General features: G+C 63.0%; 12 protein-coding genes and 3 tRNA genes. 8 read left to right on the top strand and 7 right to left on the bottom strand.

Going from position 1 to position 16240, the window contains the following annotated elements:
• Window positions 1-56: 56 nt before the first annotated feature.
• The 6 genes from clpP to ACNFCI_RS21465 form a co-directional block, all read right to left on the bottom strand.
• A complete protein-coding gene (clpP, locus tag ACNFCI_RS21490; RefSeq protein WP_084854802.1) occupies window positions 57-698 on the bottom strand; it encodes an ATP-dependent Clp endopeptidase proteolytic subunit ClpP in 642 nt (213 codons plus the stop codon).
• Between the two features lie 92 nt (window positions 699-790).
• Window positions 791-2104 carry a trigger factor gene (gene tig, locus ACNFCI_RS21485; RefSeq protein WP_084854803.1) on the bottom strand — a complete coding sequence of 438 codons (1314 nt, stop codon included), beginning with the start codon at window positions 2102-2104 and terminating at the stop codon, window positions 791-793.
• A 251-nt stretch (window positions 2105-2355) separates the two neighbouring features.
• Window positions 2356-2655 carry a DUF6388 family protein gene (locus ACNFCI_RS21480; protein WP_084854804.1) on the bottom strand — a complete coding sequence of 100 codons (300 nt, stop codon included), beginning with the start codon at window positions 2653-2655 and terminating at the stop codon, window positions 2356-2358.
• A gap of 187 nt (window positions 2656-2842) precedes the next feature.
• A tRNA-Leu gene (locus ACNFCI_RS21475) sits at window positions 2843-2927 on the bottom strand.
• Window positions 2928-2983: 56 nt separating this feature from the next.
• Window positions 2984-3059: transfer RNA gene (locus ACNFCI_RS21470), tRNA-His, on the bottom strand.
• A gap of 43 nt (window positions 3060-3102) precedes the next feature.
• Window positions 3103-3179: transfer RNA gene (locus ACNFCI_RS21465), tRNA-Arg, on the bottom strand.
• A 289-nt stretch (window positions 3180-3468) separates the two neighbouring features.
• On the opposite strand from ACNFCI_RS21465, the gene folD reads away from it, so the two are divergent.
• The 6 genes from folD (at window position 3469) to ACNFCI_RS21435 (ending at window position 13591) form a co-directional block, all read left to right on the top strand.
• Window positions 3469-4323, top strand: coding sequence for a bifunctional methylenetetrahydrofolate dehydrogenase/methenyltetrahydrofolate cyclohydrolase FolD (gene folD / locus ACNFCI_RS21460; protein ID WP_084859350.1), 855 nt, complete (start codon window positions 3469-3471; stop codon window positions 4321-4323).
• A 186-nt stretch (window positions 4324-4509) separates the two neighbouring features.
• Window positions 4510-9312: a dermonecrotic toxin domain-containing protein gene (locus tag ACNFCI_RS21455; protein ID WP_416768195.1), complete on the top strand. Its 4803-nt coding sequence runs from the start codon at window positions 4510-4512 to the stop codon at window positions 9310-9312.
• 313 nt (window positions 9313-9625) lie between these two features.
• Window positions 9626-10939, top strand: coding sequence for a C4-dicarboxylate transporter DctA (locus ACNFCI_RS21450; RefSeq protein WP_084859354.1), 1314 nt, complete (start codon window positions 9626-9628; stop codon window positions 10937-10939).
• Between the two features lie 63 nt (window positions 10940-11002).
• The gene (locus ACNFCI_RS21445) at window positions 11003-11707 is read left to right on the top strand and encodes a FadR/GntR family transcriptional regulator (protein ID WP_084859356.1); all 705 of its coding nucleotides are present in this window, start codon (window positions 11003-11005) and stop codon (window positions 11705-11707) included.
• A 16-nt stretch (window positions 11708-11723) separates the two neighbouring features.
• The gene (locus tag ACNFCI_RS21440; RefSeq protein ID WP_084859358.1) at window positions 11724-12419 is read left to right on the top strand and encodes a GntR family transcriptional regulator; all 696 of its coding nucleotides are present in this window, start codon (window positions 11724-11726) and stop codon (window positions 12417-12419) included.
• Between the two features lie 131 nt (window positions 12420-12550).
• Window positions 12551-13591 carry a hypothetical protein gene (locus ACNFCI_RS21435; protein ID WP_416768194.1) on the top strand — a complete coding sequence of 347 codons (1041 nt, stop codon included), beginning with the start codon at window positions 12551-12553 and terminating at the stop codon, window positions 13589-13591.
• Window positions 13592-13638: 47 nt separating this feature from the next.
• On the opposite strand, the gene ACNFCI_RS21430 is transcribed toward ACNFCI_RS21435, so the two are convergent.
• A complete protein-coding gene (locus ACNFCI_RS21430; protein ID WP_084859361.1) occupies window positions 13639-14067 on the bottom strand; it encodes a PACE efflux transporter in 429 nt (142 codons plus the stop codon).
• A 99-nt stretch (window positions 14068-14166) separates the two neighbouring features.
• Here ACNFCI_RS21430 and ACNFCI_RS21425 point away from each other — a divergent pair, with 99 nt between their 5' ends.
• Together ACNFCI_RS21425 and ACNFCI_RS21420 are read left to right on the top strand one after the other, a co-directional pair.
• Complete coding sequence (locus tag ACNFCI_RS21425) at window positions 14167-15051, top strand: LysR family transcriptional regulator (protein WP_324815223.1); 885 nt, start codon at window positions 14167-14169, stop codon at window positions 15049-15051.
• A gap of 103 nt (window positions 15052-15154) precedes the next feature.
• Window positions 15155-16240 (top strand): cache domain-containing protein (locus tag ACNFCI_RS21420; RefSeq protein ID WP_416768193.1); only part of this gene is annotated, 1086 nt, incomplete at its 3' end.

The following is a 16240-nucleotide window of genomic DNA, read 5'->3' as shown; positions in this document are numbered from 1 at the left end:
CTTTTTCAAGTCCGCAGGTAGGCGCTTTCGGCGCCCACCCGCTCTGGCACCTTGGTTCAGGACGCCAGTTGCCGCTTGTCGTAGACCGAGTCGATCAGGCCGTACTCGGCCGCGCGTGCAGCGCTCATGAAGTTGTCGCGTTCGGTGTCGCGCTTGATGGTTTCCAGGTCCTGGCCGGTGTGGTAGGCCAAGAGCTCGTTCAGGCGCGCCTTGATGTTGAGGATTTCCTGGGCATGGATCTCGATATCGGTCGCCTGGCCCTGGAAACCGCCCAATGGCTGGTGGATCATCACGCGCGAGTTCGGCAGACAGTGGCGCTTGCCAGCGGCGCCGGCCGCGAGCAGGAAGGCGCCCATGCTGCAGGCCTGGCCGATGCAGATGGTCGAGACGTCCGGCTTGATGAACTGCATGGTGTCGTAGATCGACATGCCCGCAGTCACCGAACCACCCGGCGAGTTGATGTACAGATGGATATCCTTGTCCGGGTTTTCCGCTTCAAGGAACAGCAGTTGTGCCACCACCAGGTTGGCCATGTAGTCCTCGACGGGACCAACCAGGAAAATCACTCGCTCCTTCAACAGGCGGGAGTAGATGTCGTAGGCGCGCTCGCCACGGGCGGACTGCTCGATAACCATCGGGACCAGACCGCCCGCGGCCTGGATGTCGGAGCTCTGCTGAATATAAGAATTGCGGGACATGTCCTGCACTCACTCCCAAATAGTCATGGCTTGAATACGCACAAGCCAGCTCGAAGGCTGGCTTGTGGGGGTTTCCTACGAGAGAAGACCTATCACTCAGCGGCGGCAGGTGCCTGTGCTGGCTTGACAGCTTCTTCGTACGAGACCGATTTGTCGGTCACAGTCGCTTTCTGCAGGACAGTATCTACAACTTGTTCTTCCAGCACAACCGAACGGACTTCGTTCAGCTGCTGGTCGTTCTTGTAGTACCAGGCGATGACCTGCTCTGGCTCCTGGTAGGCCGAAGCCATTTCCTCGATCATTTCGCGGACCTTGGCTTCGTCCGGCTTGAGCTCGAACTGCTTGACCACTTCGGCGACGATCAGGCCCAGGACCACACGGCGCTTGGCCTGCTCTTCGAACAGTTCGGCCGGCAGCTGCTCAGGCTTGATGTTGCCACCGAACTGCTGGACAGCCTGCACGCGCAGACGGTTGACTTCGTTTTCCAGCAGGGCTTTCGGCACGTCGACCGGGTTAGCGGCCAGCAGACCGTCCATGACCTGGTTCTTGACCTTGGCCTTGATGGCCTGGCGCAGCTCGCGCTCCATGTTCTTGCGAACTTCGGCGCGGAAGCCTTCCAGGGTCGACTCCTTGATACCGAACTGGGCGAAGAAGTCTTCGTTCAGCTCAGGCAGCTGCGGGGCCGAGACGCTGTTGACGGTGATGGTGAACTCGGCGGCCTTGCCGGCCAGGTCGAGGTTCTGGTAGTCCTCGGGGAAGGTCACGTTGACAACGCGCTCTTCGCCCGCCTTGGCGCCTACCAGGCCGTCTTCGAAGCCCGGGATCATGCGACCGGAGCCCAGCACCAGCTGGGTGCCCTTGGCCGAACCGCCGGCGAAGGCTTCACCGTCGATCTTGCCGACGAAATCGATGTTGACCTGGTCGTCGTTCTGCGCGGCGCGCTCGACAGCCTCGAAGCGGACGTTCTGCTTGCGCAGCACTTCCAGCATGTTGTCCAGGTCGGCGTCAGCCACTTCGGCGCTCAGGCGCTCGACGTTGATCGACTCCAGGCCGCCAACGGTGAATTCCGGGAAGACTTCGAAGATCGCGACGAACTCCAGGTCCTTGCCCTTTTCGAAGGACTTCGGCTCGACGGCCGGGGCGCCGGCCGGGTTCAGCTTCTGCTCGACCACGGCTTCGTAGAAGGAAGCCTGGACCAGGTCACCGAAGGCTTCCTGGCGGGCTGCGTCTTCGTAACGCTGACGGATCACGCTCATCGGCACTTTGCCAGGACGGAAGCCTGGAACCTTGGCGCGACGGGCAGTCTGTTGCAGACGCTTGTTGACTTCGTTCTCGACGCGCTCGGCCGGAACGGCGATGGTCATGCGACGCTCGAGAGCGGAAGTGTTTTCAACAGAAACTTGCATGGATATTCCTCGTTGCACAGACGTTAGCCGGCGATTGCCCGACTCCAGAATCAAGGGCAAGCATTCTAGTGACTCACGCACCAGAAGTCACCCCACCCGGGACGACGGGAAACCACGCCGGTCGATTTCCTTGAAAGGCCCAGGCGGCGTGCCGTGGGGCGCTTTACGGTTCGGTACCGCGCGACAGTGGATGCACCTCGCGCTGGCTGTAAAAACTTGTTAAACAAATGCAGCTATATAAAAGCAGGCACTTATCGGCCAGCGACCTCGTTGAACTGGCAGTACTCCTCCCAGCTCATGCCCAGCGCCTCGGCAACCTCACGGTGCACCTCAAGGCGCATGGCCTGCAGCTCTTCGGGGTTTTCCGCGATCAGTTGCAAGGCCAGCTCCCAGGGTTCGATACCCTGCTCATCGGCCGCATCTTCGAACGCCCACTGGATCTGCTGAGCCTGCTCATGTTCATCCAGCTCGCGAATGTCCTCGAGCAACTGCGGGTTGGCTTGCGCGAAGCGTTGCAACGCCAGGGCCTGGCGGGCTTCTTTTGCAATCATGACGATTCCTCTGCCGACCCCTTGGCCGGTGTTTCAACCGACTGAAATCTATCAGCTTTCGCCAGGGCGCCACCAGTGGATTGCACGGAAGCTGGCAGCGCGAGGAGGAAGGCCGATACGCGCGCACAAAAAAAGCCGCTCTAGGCGGCTTTTTCCGGGCGTTTCGCGCAATGGGCGAAACTATGTATGGTGCGGACGAAGAGACTCGAACTCTTACAGCTTGCGCCGCTGGAACCTAAATCCAGTGTGTCTACCAATTTCACCACGTCCGCATGGAGCAGTTAAAGCAAAGGCGCCAGATTATACAATCAAGGCGCCTTCGAGAATATGGGGTGGACGATGGGAATCGAACCCACGACAACTGGAATCACAATCCAGCGCTCTACCAACTGAGCTACGCCCACCATATTGCAATACAACGTTACTTGCTGTGCCAAAGCTGCCTAATGGCGCACCCGGCAGGACTCGAACCTGCGACCATCCGCTTAGAAGGCGGATGCTCTATCCAGCTGAGCTACGGGCGCATATTCAATCTGCTTTCTGTTACGATTGCAAATCAACTTTTCAGCCGTACCGAACAAGCCAGCAAATCCGCTTATTCTGCCTGACCTTGCTAACCAGTGCTAGGCTCTGCCCGACAAGTGCGACGAATGTTATAGACGGGCCGGCAGGTCGTCAACACTTTTTTCAAAAAAATTTAGTTTATTTAAGGGGTTAGGGGATTTGGCCGACCACCCGCCTTTGCCCTTGGGCCGTGTCGTGCGAGAATGCGCCCTCATTTATGTTCCCTTCTCGATGGTTAATCACGCGTCTATGACTGCACACCTAATCGATGGCAAGGCGATCGCCGCCAACCTGCGCCAGCAGATCGCTCAACGTGTCGTGGAGCGTCGCCAGCAAGGCCTGCGTACGCCGGGCCTGGCGGTGATCCTGGTCGGTACCGACCCCGCCTCCCAAGTCTATGTCTCGCACAAGCGCAAGGACTGCGAAGAGGTCGGCTTCATTTCCCAGGCCTATGACCTGCCCAGCGAGACCACGCAGCAAGCCCTGACCGACCTGATCGACCGCCTCAACGACGACCCGGCCGTCGACGGCATTCTCCTGCAGCTGCCCCTACCGGAGCACCTGGATGCGTCGCTGCTGCTCGAGCGCATTCGCCCGGACAAAGACGTCGACGGCTTCCACCCCTACAACATCGGCCGCCTGGCCCAGCGCATCCCGTTGCTGCGCCCGTGCACCCCGAAGGGCATCATGACCCTGCTCGAAAGCACCGGCCAAGACCTATACGGCATGAACGCAGTGATCGTCGGCGCCTCCAATATCGTTGGCCGCCCGATGGCCATGGAATTGCTGTTGGCCGGTTGCACGGTCACCGTCTGCCACCGCTTCACCCAGGACCTGGCCGGCCATGTGGGCCGTGCCGACCTGGTGGTGGTCGCGGCCGGCAAACCCGGCCTGGTCAAGGGTGAATGGGTCAAGGAAGGCGCCATCGTCATCGACGTCGGCATCAACCGCCAGGAAGATGGCAAGCTGGTAGGCGATGTGGTCTTCGAAACCGCCCTGCCCCGTGCCGGCTGGATCACGCCGGTGCCAGGCGGCGTCGGCCCGATGACCCGGGCCTGCCTGCTGGAAAACACGCTCTACGCGGCCGAAACGCTGCACAAGTAAAGCGACCGGGCCGCTTGCCGGCCGACAAGGCCGCTCCTGCATGGGCCTACGTGCCCTGTTGCAGGAGCGGCCTTGTGCCGCAAAAGGGCTGCAAAGCAATTCCAACAGCCCCTGTGGTATCTATCTAACCCAACCGCACTCCCCCATCTCACTAGGCTCGCTGTTCCTTCCTCCCGAGGTCCAGCCATGAGCACTTCCCATCTCGCGTTCATCCACACCCGAATGCCCAGCTGGCTAAAAGCAGCCACACCGGCACAACGCCAACAACTGGAACAACTGATCCGCGACAGTCATCGCGCCACCCGACAAGTCCAACAGGTACTGGCCCAGGTGCAGCCGATCGAGGCGTTCTGCCGCCCGCTGCTGGACGACGCGATGAACCACTGGTTCGACGACCGGGAGCTGCCCACCGTCGACCAGGGGTGGTTACGCACCGGCAGCGAAAAAAGCGGTCGCTCCTGGCTGGAGGCCGCTCTGCAGAACTTCGACAGCGATGCGCAGGTCGAGCTGTACTTTTCCAGCACCGACCAGACCCCTATGCAGCTTGATAGCGCCCGCTTCGTGAAAGGCGTCCGTAATCTCGACTTGGGACAGCGATACCGCAATCACCTCTTGGACCATGTCGCCACGGCAGACTTCCGCCAGCTGCTGCGCGAGCAAGACCGTGCAGCGTTCGCCGCCGATGTGGCCCACGCCGAACTGCAGGGCCACATCGATGCCCAGGGCCGCGCGCTGGCGGACGCCGCCCTGGCAGGCGCCCCCTTCCTGCTCGATGAGGATGGCAAACCCGCCCCGCTCGAGTGCAGCTACCTGAACCTGTTCGACATACCGCTCAATGGGCCGCTGCTTATCCGCCGCGAACCACTGGACGACATCGAGCCCTGCCTGCTCTACCTGCCAGGGCATCCACGCCAACCGCTGCGTCAATACGCATCGCTGAAGGTCGCTGGTAAAGCCCTGACCCGACTGCTCTGGAAAGACAGCGAACGGGCGTTCTTCAACCGTTACGCAAGCCATACCCAACGCCCCGAACTCGTGTCTCGGTTGCGCAAGACGCTGTACCCCTACTATCCCTACGCCACTTTGCAGACCACCACACCGGTGATCGAGGAAGGCGACTCGTTCAGCTGGATCAAGCGCATGTTCCCAAGCCCGCACGATCTATGGCAGGCGACATTGGACAAGAATGCACGACTTGCCTTGGCGCTTACACGCTGGCCGGATGACTGTTTCGCGGCGCGCGCTCGCCTTCATGTTCAACGCATGCTGGCCGATGCAGCCGCCATCGCAGTGCCGGTTGCGCAACGAGATGCCGCCACCCAGCTCGAACACCTCGAACAGTGGCTAAGCGTGGGTTTGTCAGTATTGAATGTGGCCGGGTTCTTCGTGCCGGGGCTTGGCGAGCTCATGCTGGTGGTCGGCGGCGCACAATTGGTCGACGAGTTCCTCGAAGGGGTGCATACCGCCAATGAGGGTGACGCAGATGCCGCCATCGGGCACCTGTTCGAGGTCTTCGAGAACCTGGCCCAAGTGGCTGCACTGGGAGCCGCAGTCCACTTCAGCCTGCCGCAAGGCGCCCTGCACGATTGGTACAGAATCGGGCACGGCGACGAGCAACGCCTCTGGCACGGCGACCTCGACCCCTTCGCCAAGGCCCGCCCAGAGCAGGCCACGCCACGCAATGGGCTATATACATGGCAAGACCGTCAATGGCTGATGCGGGAAGCGCAAAGCTTTCCGATCGAGTCAGCACCCGATGGCCAGTGGCGCTTGTCCCGAGCACCCAGGCACCGCCACCAACCCCGGTTGCGAGGTGCCAGTGAAGGCCCCTGGGCGCTGGATCATGAACGCCCCCTGGCCTGGCCAAGCGACCAATTGCTCAGGTGCCTAGGCCCGGTCGGAGCGGGCCTGGACGAGAGCATCCTGGCCCAGGCCCTGCGCAGCAGTGGCTACGACGACGCAGCCCTGCGCCAGGTCTTCGTCGACCGTCTACCGTTACCCGCCCTGTTGCTCGACAGCCTCGAGGCTTTCGGCGCCGACATCCCGCCGCCGGCCAGTCGCCCGGCGGATGCGCTGCTGGCGCGGGACTTCCCGACGCTGAGCCGACACGCGCGGCGTGAAATTCTCGACCAGGCGCACTCGCGCGACCTGCGAGCACTGCAACGCACCGGCCGCCTGCCGCTTTCGATGGGCGAAACCGCCCGATTATACCTGCGCGACACCCGAATCAACCGGGCCTTGGCCGGCTTCTATCGCGCCAACGGCGCGGTGGCCGACCGAGACACCCTGGCCCTGGCCGCGCTGCAGCGCCTGGCCGGCTGGACCGGAGAAATCCGCCTGCAATTGCGGGCAGGACGGTTGACGGGCCAACTGCTGGGCGAGACGGGCCAAGCAGGTACCTCGACCAAGACGATACTGCGCCTGGACAACGGCTATCAGCCCTTGGACTCGTCTGGTCAGACCCTGTCCAGTCCGGCAAGCCTCTTCCAAAGCATCCTCCAGGCCCTGCCCGACAGTGAACGCGACGCGCTCGGCCTGAATATCCATGAACCCGACAAGCTGCGCGAGCGACTGCTCGAATGCGTGCTCGAAGATCGTGAACAGGCCGCCCATGACCTGGGCCTGGCCCCGGTACGTCCAATGTACCGCCTCCCGACACGATTGCCCGGCGACCGACGTATCGGCTACCCATTGAGTGGCCGAGGCCAAGGCTTGCAGACACCTGACGAAATGTTCGACCAGCTGTTTCCCGCCAACATGGACAACGACCGGAACGCCCTGAGAGCCCGCCTGCGCCAGCAGGCCGGCGATGCGCCCGGCGCCTTCAGCCGCCTCATGCACGAACTGCAACAACAGTACCGCCAGCTCGACAGCACATTGCAAGCCTGGGTCCAGGACACACGAGGGCTGGCTGCCGACGACCTGGAGCAACGTCGCGCCGCACGCCAAGCCCTGGCCGAACGCGTCCGACAGGCATGGCGCCGGGAGAACAACGATGCCAATGGCAGCCTGGACCGGGTAGTCCTCAGCATCTATGGCGACCATATCGGTGCCCTGCCAACACTCGATGTGCAGTTGCCGTACGTCCGCCAGCTCACCGTCACAGGCCTGTGGCAGGCAAGCAGCGAGGGCCTCGGCGCCTTCCTGGCAGCCTTTCCAGGCGTGCGGGAACTGGAGCTTACCGAGAACGGCCTGACCGTACTCCCCGCCCAACTGGGCGAGTTGACCGAACTGACCTCGCTGGACCTGTCGGAAAACAACCTGGACATGAACAGCGAATCCAACCTGGCGACCTTATGCAGCCTGACGCGATTGCGCACCCTCAATCTCACCGCTGCGGTTGCGGACCTGCCGGTCGCAGCCCTGGAGCGGATGGCGCAACTCCCGGAGCTGAGCGGGCTGCAAGCTGAAACGAACGAACTTTTTCTCGAGGAGCAACACTTCCAGGCGCTGCAGCGCTGGCCTGCCTTGGCCGAGCTGAGCCTGGGCCAGAACGACATCACCCTGACTCCGGCCTCCCGCGCCGCACTGGCAGGCCTCGACCGTCTACGTATCTTGTTCCTGCATGAAAACCCATTGGACCTGGAGCCCGATCTCACCGGCTGGACGCGACTGGAACGGCTCGACCTGGAGCAGACCGGCATCGCCCAATGGCCGACCGGCCTGACCGACCTCATGAACCAACAGCCCCTGGCATTGCGTGCGGTGGACCTGAGCAGCAACCAGCTGCGCCATGTGCCTGACCTGCGCGATACCGCGTTCGCTGCAAGCGTCAGGGCGGGCGATGGCGACTTCTACTATTCCTTCCAGAACAACCCACTCGACGCACAAGCGTTGCAGAGCCTGAATGACGCCGGGCTCCCCACCCAAGCGCGAGCGTATGCAGTGGGCTGGCTCGCCGATTTTCCACAACCGTTGCGCGATCACATTTCTGAAACCTTCGGTACACCTGAATGGCAACCGCTATACGAGCTGTTCAACCGTATGGAGGATACCCAGCAATACAACAGCAGCCCGGGCGCCATGCGCCGGCGCATGCAAGCCGTGCTCGAGCAACTGACCACGCCCGGCCAGGCCGGCGCCGACGAGCGTTGGGGGCAAGCCCAGGTGCAACAACGCATCCTCGACGTGCTCAACGAGGCGGCCGAGGGTTGCGTCGACCAAACCACCCTGCTGTTTCAGCAGGTCGAGGTCGAAGTGCTGGTGTGGCAGCAGGTCCTTCTGGCCGCTGCGGATCAGAACAGCGAATCGGTGGCCGTGGCGGTCGTCAGCTCGCTGTTTCGCCAGCACCTGCTCGATGAGCGTATCGCCGCCCTCTATGACGCACGTGTCGCCAGGCGCCGGGCACTGATAAACAAAACACCCGCCGATGAGGCGCCTGCGCTGCACCCCGATGACGATATCAGCGACGAGCTGCTCAGCGAGCCACCATTCTTGCTCGATGAGATGGAGATGGCCCTGCACGCGCGCATGCGGCTGATACAGCGCCTGGGGTTGCCACCGCAACCCAGCGAGATCAGTTTCGACTATCTCGCCCGCTTGAGCCCAGCCACCCTGGAACGACTGGCCCTGGGCGTCGAAGGCCTTGCCAGCCAGCCGGCCGTCGCGGAATGGGCCCTCGAGCAACCATTCTGGGAAACCTGGGTGCGCCGCCTGCGCCCTGAGGCATTTACCGAGCTCGGCAACACTTGGAATGGCGCCAGCGTCTATTTCGACAAGCTCAGCGAAGCGGGAGACTTGAGCGCCTATGACGGCCCTGCGGTGCCGCAGGCGTACATCGATGCCCTGGAGGAGGAACGGCCCGATATCGCCTGGCGACGCGATGGCGTGCTTCAACGAATCGACCTGGTTTCCGACCGCTATCGCGATGAAAACGCGCTTTATCGCAGTGCCGGTGAACTGCTGTTGCAGACGCGCAACGAAGCCGACGCAAACCTGGTTAAACAGCTCACCGAGAGCATGACCGAGACCTATCTGTCGCGCCGGTGAGATACCCGCCTGGGTTTACCCGCGAAGCGACACGCTGCATGCACCGGCGCTGCCGGTGTTCGCGGGTTAACCCACGCCCACAAAGTCGTTTGAAGTCAGTTGGTTAAATTGCTCCTCAGGCGCGAGCTGCGGCGAGGTGGAGGTTGTCGCCTCAACTGGTCAGACCGGTAAGGCCAAAATTGCTTGCAAAAGGTAAAAAATCGCGGTTCTATGATCGGGCGCTGAACAAACCGGTAAGACCACAATAATTAAGTCCTGCGCTCTTTCGCCGTCGCCGGCACCGAAGCAAGGACACCGACCAGAGATCCCTCCCATGCTCAAATGGTGCTCGCGTTCGATCTTCCTCCAAGTGGTGCTGGGCCTTGCCCTCGGCATCGCCTGCGGCCTCAGTTTTCCCGAAGTGTCTCTGCAGCTCAAACCCCTGGGTGACGGGTTCATCAAGCTGATCAAGATGCTCATCGGCCTGATCGTGTTCTGTGTAGTGGTCAGTGGCATTTCCGGTGCCGGCGACCTGAAGAAAGTCGGGCGCATCGGCCTGAAGTCGGTGATCTACTTCGAAATCCTGACCACCATCGCACTGGTGATCGGCCTGGTGTTCGCCTTCACCAGCGGTATCGGCAGCGGCGCCAACATCCACCTGGACCAGCTTTCCAGCGCCGATGCCAGCAGCCTGGCCGAGCGCGGCCAACATATCCACGGTGCCACGGCATTCTTCATGGACCTGATCCCCACCTCGGTGATCGGGGCCTTTGCTGACAACAATATCCTCCAAGTCCTGCTGTTCTCGGTGCTGTTCGGCAGCGCCCTGAACCTGGTGGGCGAGTCGGCATCCGGCATCTCGCGGCTGATCAACGAGCTCAGCCACGTGGTGTTCCGCATCATGGGCATGATCGTGCGCCTGGCACCGCTGGGCGTGTTCGGCGCCATCGCCTTCACCACCAGCAAATATGGCCTGGAGTCGCTGCAGCACCTGGGCGGCCTGGTGGCGCTCTTCTACCTGACCTGTGCAGGCTTCGTGCTGATCATCCTTGGCACCGTCATGCGCCTGTCGGGCCTGAAACTGCTGCCGTTCATCAAGTACCTGCGTGAAGAACTGACTATCGTCCTGGGCACCGCCTCCTCCGACGCCGTGCTGCCGCAGATCATGCGCAAGCTCGAGCACCTGGGCATCGGCAGCTCCACCGTGGGCCTGGTGATCCCCACCGGTTATTCCTTCAACCTCGATGGCTTCTCGATCTACCTGACCCTGGCCATCGTGTTCATCGCCAATGCCACCGGCACGCCGCTGGCCATGACCGACCTGCTGACCATCCTGCTGGTGTCGCTGGTGACCTCCAAGGGTGCCCACGGCATCCCAGGCTCTGCCCTGGTGATCCTCGCCGCCACCCTGACAGCGGTACCGGCCATCCCGGTGGTAGGCCTTGTGCTGGTGCTGGCAGTGGACTGGTTCATGGGCATCGGCCGGGCATTGACCAACTTGATCGGCAACTGCGTCGCCACCGTGGCCATTGCCCGCTGGGAGCGGGATATCGACATGGAGCGGGCGAATAACGTGCTGTCCGGCAAGCCTGGCTTCACCAGCACGCCGCGCAAGCAACCCCCACAGGCCCACCAGCAGGAATTCTGAACACCCCGCGGCCGGCGCAATGCGTCGGCCGCACTGCAGTAATTTGTAACCATGGAGCGAACCGTGATCAGCTCATCAACCGTCGTCAACTCAGTGGTGGAGAAACTCCGCCAGGCCCTGGCCAGCGGCCAGTGGCGCAGCGGCGAAATGCTGCCCGGCCAGCGCGAGCTGGCGGAACAACTTGGAATCAGCCGCCCCAGCCTGCGCGAAGCGGTGACCGTGCTGGAAACCCTGGGCCTGGTGCGCTCGATGCCGGGCAAGGGTGTGCTGGTGCTCGACATCGAGGCCGCAGCCCAGGAGCCTGTCGTCGAAACCGTCGCCGCGGCCAGCCTGGCTGACGTGCTGGAGCTGCGTTATACCCTGGAGCCTTTCATCGTCGGGCTGGTCGCCCAATCGGCCAACAGCCAGGACATCGGCCAACTGCGCCTGACCCTGATGGACATGCGCGAAGCCCTGGAGGCCGGCGACAGCGAGGCCGGGGTCAATGCCTATATCGCCTTCCATGAAGCGCTGTTCGGCCTGACCACCAACCCGATCTTCCAGAGTGTGGTGCAACAGACCGGCAATGCGCTCAAGCAGAGCACCGAGATGCTGCGCAATTCGCCCGAACACCTGGCCGCTCGGCTTAAGGAAAACGAAGCGGTGGTTCGCGCCATCCGCGACAAGAACAGCGCCCAGGCCAGTGCCCAGATGCGCCGGCATATCCTCGAGGAAGGCCAGCGCATGGGCATCGAACTGAACATTCCCGATGAGCATTCGGGTCAATGACCCAAGGAGCGCGACCATGACCGCCTGTGCCCACGCCTCCCCTCGCCTGCCAGCCCTGCTCGCCAACGGCGAGACCCGCCTTTCGGCCGAGCAGATCTACCCACGCCTGTTCGATGCCATTCTCGAACAACGACTGCCCCCGGGCAGCGCCCTGCCCGAGCAGGCCCTGGGCAATGCCTTCGGCGTCAGCCGCACGGTGATCCGCCGGGTCCTTGGGCGCCTGTCCGACCAGCAGGTGGTGGTGCAAAGGCCCAGCCACACTGCACACCTGGCCACCCCGGACCCACAACAGGCGCGCCAGGTGCTCAGTGCCCGCCGCCTGGCCGAGACCACGCTGATCAGCCTGGCCACCCAACGCGCACGCCCGGCGCAAATCCGCCAATTGCGCCAATTGGTCGAGCGCGAGCGCCTTCACCATGAGCGTGGCGAGCGCTGCACGGCGATCCGCCTGGGTGGCGAGTTCCACCTCAAGCTCGCGCAGATGGCCGCCAACGCGCCCCTGGCCCGCTTCCTCAACGGCCTGGTGCCGATGACCTCGCTCATCATCGCCCGCTACGAATCGCCCTGCTGCGACCACTGCGCCTGGCAGGAGCACGCGGCGATCATCGATGCCGTGGAAAAGGGTGACGTGAACGCGGCGCTGGCACTGATGCATGACCATCTGGATCATCTGGAAGCCAAGCTGGACCTGGATCAAGGCACAGGCGCATAAGGCACTGTGGAACGGGTTTACCCGAGAGCACCGCGTGACGTGATTCGCGGGTAAACCCGCTCGCACAGCATCGCGAACATCATGCCTATACTCGGATAACCATCTCCTCCCTACCCAGGAAGGCCAGCCGCGTGAACCGGCGCATCCTGCTTCTGCTGCTCTGCCTGTTGCTGGCCCTGGCCGGGTGCGCCGGCAAGCGCCCGCCTGCCCCGCTGCCACCGGCGGTACTCACCCCAGCCATCTGGCAGCGCATCGACCAGGACCTGATCGAGGCATCGGTAGCCGCCACCGGCTCGGCCAACGACTACGCCCGACGTTCTATGCGGGTATGGAAGGACCAGGTGCAACAGCGCACCGAAAGCGACTTCATCCCATGGTTCACCGGCTACTGGACCCAGCAATGGCTGACGCTCAAGGTGGCCTGGTACAAGATGAACAGCGGCGATGGCGCCGAGCCGCCCGAACGGCGCCTGGCGCTGTACCTGCAAGAACAGTATCACCAGCGGGTGATCGAACCTGTGACCGAGCAGATCAACCCCGAGGTCATCCGTGACCGCGCCAGCGAGCTGTACCTGCAACTGTTCGGCCAGCAGCTGCCTGCTATCATCCAGCGCTACAACGCCCCACCCGACCAGGTCAGCCAGCGCCTCAACCGCATCAGGATCATCGCCCTTGGCCCGCCAGCGGCACGGGACGCCACGCTCTATCAACTGCTCAGGGCCAAGTCCCTCGACCAGCAACCGGCCTGGCAGGCCTTGCGCCAGCACCTGCACCAGCAGGCCGCCAAAGCCCCTGGGCAGACCCAGGCCGGGCTATCGTCGGTGGCCAACCGGGCCAGTGAAAAACTCGGTGCCACCCTGGCGCCACGCGGCATCGCCAGTGCTGTCGCCGCAGCGGTGGGCAAGGCGGCCGGTACGCTGATTTCAGTCGCGGTGGCAGGGTATGGCATGGTCACCCATGATCAGGAACACCCACAGATGGTCGAGCAACTGCGGGTGATCCTCAACGTGGCGCTGAACGAAGAATGGCGGGACCTGATGGAGAACCGCCAGAGCGGCGCAATGTCCGGTGTCTACTACCTGTCAGGGCAGGTCGAGGACAGCCTGCTGGGCAGCCAGCCAAAGCCCGGGGAGCAGCTGCAGGAGCCGCTGTTGATTCGCTTGCCGCCTTGACGCCATCGCGGGGCCAAGCCCGCTCCCACAGGTACTGCGCCAGCCCTTCAGGCAGTTGCCAGCGCCGATGTCGGCAACCCAAAGATCCGGTCGAACGCCCAGTTGTAGACGAAGGTATAGCACGGCACCAGGATGATGAACGCCAGGTCCACCAGGAACGCTTCCACCAGAGTCATGTCCAGCCACCAGGCGATCAGTGGGATCAGGTACACCACCAATGTCAGCTGGAAGCCGATGGCATGCCCGATGCGCCGAGCCACACTGCGGCCACGCTTGGCCTGGCGGCTTTCCCACCATTCGAACAGGCTGTTGTAGATCAGGTTCCAGAGCATGGCGATGGTGGTGATCATCACCGCCAGCGGCCCGGTATGGGAGGCTTGGGTATCGGACAGGTAGGCCAGGCCCAGGGTCGACATGCACAGGCCGATCAGTTCATAGAAGGTCACGTAGACCAGTTTACGTTTGAATCCTTGCACAGCTTTATCTCTGGATGTTTCACGAAGGCGGCCAGAATGAATCAATCTTCTTGACAGAAAAAGTCGGCAGCTTTCAGATTTACTGAAAGGAGGCCGCTCATGAATTTTTCCAGCGACAATATCCAGCTGTTTCTCGCCGTGCTTGACCGCGGCTCGTTTTCCGCGGCTTCCCGGGCGTTGCGGCGTGTCCCTTCGGCAGTGAGCATGGCCATCGCCAACCTCGAGGCAGAGCTGGGCTACCCGCTGTTCGAGCGCGGCCCACGCGAGGCGCGCCCGACCGCCCAGGCCCGCGCCCTGGAGCCCCATGCCCGGTTGATCGCGGAGCAGCTGGGCCTGCTGCAGGTGCATGCGCTGGAACTGTCCCAAGGCCTGGAAAGCCGCCTGGCCATCGCCGTGGTGCCGGATATCGACCAGACCCCACTGCTCGCCGCCATTGCCGTGCTTGGCGAACGCCACCCACTGCTGGATATCGAACTGCTCAGCGCCCCCCAGGAAGAAGCCCTGCAATTGCTCGACAGCGGTCGGGCCAGCCTGTGCCTGGCCTTCGCGGGTTTGCATGTGGACCCTCGGCGCAGCTTCCAGCACATCGCCATGGAGTCGCTGGTAGCCACTCTTTCACCGCACCATCCGGCATTGGGGAGCGGGCGCATTCACTACCTGGAGGACCTGTTCAATGTGCGCCAGGTTCTGGTCCGCAGCATCGACCTGCCGCTGTCCGACCCGCGTCCACTGGTGGCTGCGACCCATTGGTGCAGCAACAGCCTGGACCTGGCCTTGCAGATGGTTGAAGCCGGCCTGGGCTGGGGCAACTTTCCCTTGTCCCGAGTGGCGCCGCTGATCGCCGCCGGTCGCCTGGTGCGCCTGGACTTTCGCAACACCCAGAACGCCCTGGAGCTGCCCGTGCATGCCTTCTGGCTCAAGCAGCAGCCCCTGCACCTGGCGGCCCGGACCTTGGTGGATCTGCTGGCAGCCCACCACGCCTAGTTCTTAATATTTCAAAGGCCCGGCCGATAATGTGGTGACAGGTCTCGCCCTGCGTGTCACGAGCGCGCGGCGTCCTCCCCTCACCGGCCCAAGGTCTCGAAACATGAACCTGAAATTCCGCCACAAGATCCTGCTCAGTGCCTGCGGCGTCGTTGTCCTGGCATTCGCCTTGTTCACCCTCTACAACGACTACCTGCAGCGCACCACCACGCGCCAGAACATAGAATCCTCCGTACGCCAGGCAGGGGCGCAGACCGCCGGCAGCGTGCAGAACTGGATGAGCGGGCGCATCCTGGTGCTCGAGAACCTGGCCCAGGACATCGCCCAGCAAGGTGCCGGTGAGACCCTGCCTGGGCTGGTCGACCAGCCGTCGTACACCAACAACTTCCAGTTCACCTATTTCGGCCAGAACAACGGCGTGTTCACCCAGCGACCGGACGCCAAGATGCCCGACGGCTACGACCCACGCCAGCGGCCCTGGTACACCGCCGCCGTAACGGCCGACAAGACCTTGCTGACCCCACCCTACCAGGCGTCGGTGGGCGGCCTGGTGGTGACCATCGCCATCCCGGTCAAGGCCAAGGCCAACGGCGAACTGCTCGGCGTGGTCGGCGGCGACCTGAGCCTCAATACCCTGGTGGACATCATCAATGCCGTGGACTTCGGCGGCATCGGCCATGCCTTCCTCGCCGACCGCAACGGCCAGGTGATCGTCAGCCCTGACCAGGACCAGGTGATGAAGAACCTCAAGGACATCTACCCCGATGCCGCCTTGAAGGTCGAGCCAGGCATGCAGGACGTCACCTTGAACGGCCAGGACCGCATCATTTCCTTCGCCCCCGTGCAGGGCCTGCCCTCGGCCCAGTGGTACATCGGCCTGTCCATCGACAAGGACAAGGCCTACGCGGGCCTGAGCCAGTTCCGCACCTCGGCGATCATCGCCATGCTCATCGCCGTGGCCGCCATCGCCGGCCTGCTGGGCCTGCTGATCCCGGTGCTGATGCGTCCGCTGACCACCATGGGCCGCGCCATGCAGGACATCGCCGAAGGCGAAGGCGACCTGACCCGCCGCCTGGCGGTGCAGCACAAGGACGAGTTCGGCGAACTGGCCACCTCGTTCAACCGCTTCGTCGAGCGTATTCACGCCTCGATCAGCGAGGTGTCCTCGGCCACCCGCCTGGTGCATGAC

The organism is Pseudomonas sp. NY15356, from assembly GCF_048068175.1.
GTDB lineage: Bacteria > Pseudomonadota > Gammaproteobacteria > Pseudomonadales > Pseudomonadaceae > Aquipseudomonas > Aquipseudomonas putida_K.
Note: the sequence above shows the minus strand (reverse complement) of the source record. Positions and strands in the feature narration are given on the sequence as shown.

Coding starts and splice junctions, on each gene's coding strand:
- clpP (WP_084854802.1), bottom strand. CDS start 698: ATGTCCCGCAATTCTTATATTCAGCAGAGCTCCGACATCCAGGCCGCG.
- tig (WP_084854803.1), bottom strand. CDS start 2,104: ATGCAAGTTTCTGTTGAAAACACTTCCGCTCTCGAGCGTCGCATGACC.
- ACNFCI_RS21480 (WP_084854804.1), bottom strand. CDS start 2,655: ATGATTGCAAAAGAAGCCCGCCAGGCCCTGGCGTTGCAACGCTTCGCG.
- folD (WP_084859350.1), top strand. CDS start 3,469: ATGACTGCACACCTAATCGATGGCAAGGCGATCGCCGCCAACCTGCGC.
- ACNFCI_RS21455 (WP_416768195.1), top strand. CDS start 4,510: ATGAGCACTTCCCATCTCGCGTTCATCCACACCCGAATGCCCAGCTGG.
- ACNFCI_RS21450 (WP_084859354.1), top strand. CDS start 9,626: ATGCTCAAATGGTGCTCGCGTTCGATCTTCCTCCAAGTGGTGCTGGGC.
- ACNFCI_RS21440 (WP_084859358.1), top strand. CDS start 11,724: ATGACCGCCTGTGCCCACGCCTCCCCTCGCCTGCCAGCCCTGCTCGCC.
- ACNFCI_RS21425 (WP_324815223.1), top strand. CDS start 14,167: ATGAATTTTTCCAGCGACAATATCCAGCTGTTTCTCGCCGTGCTTGAC.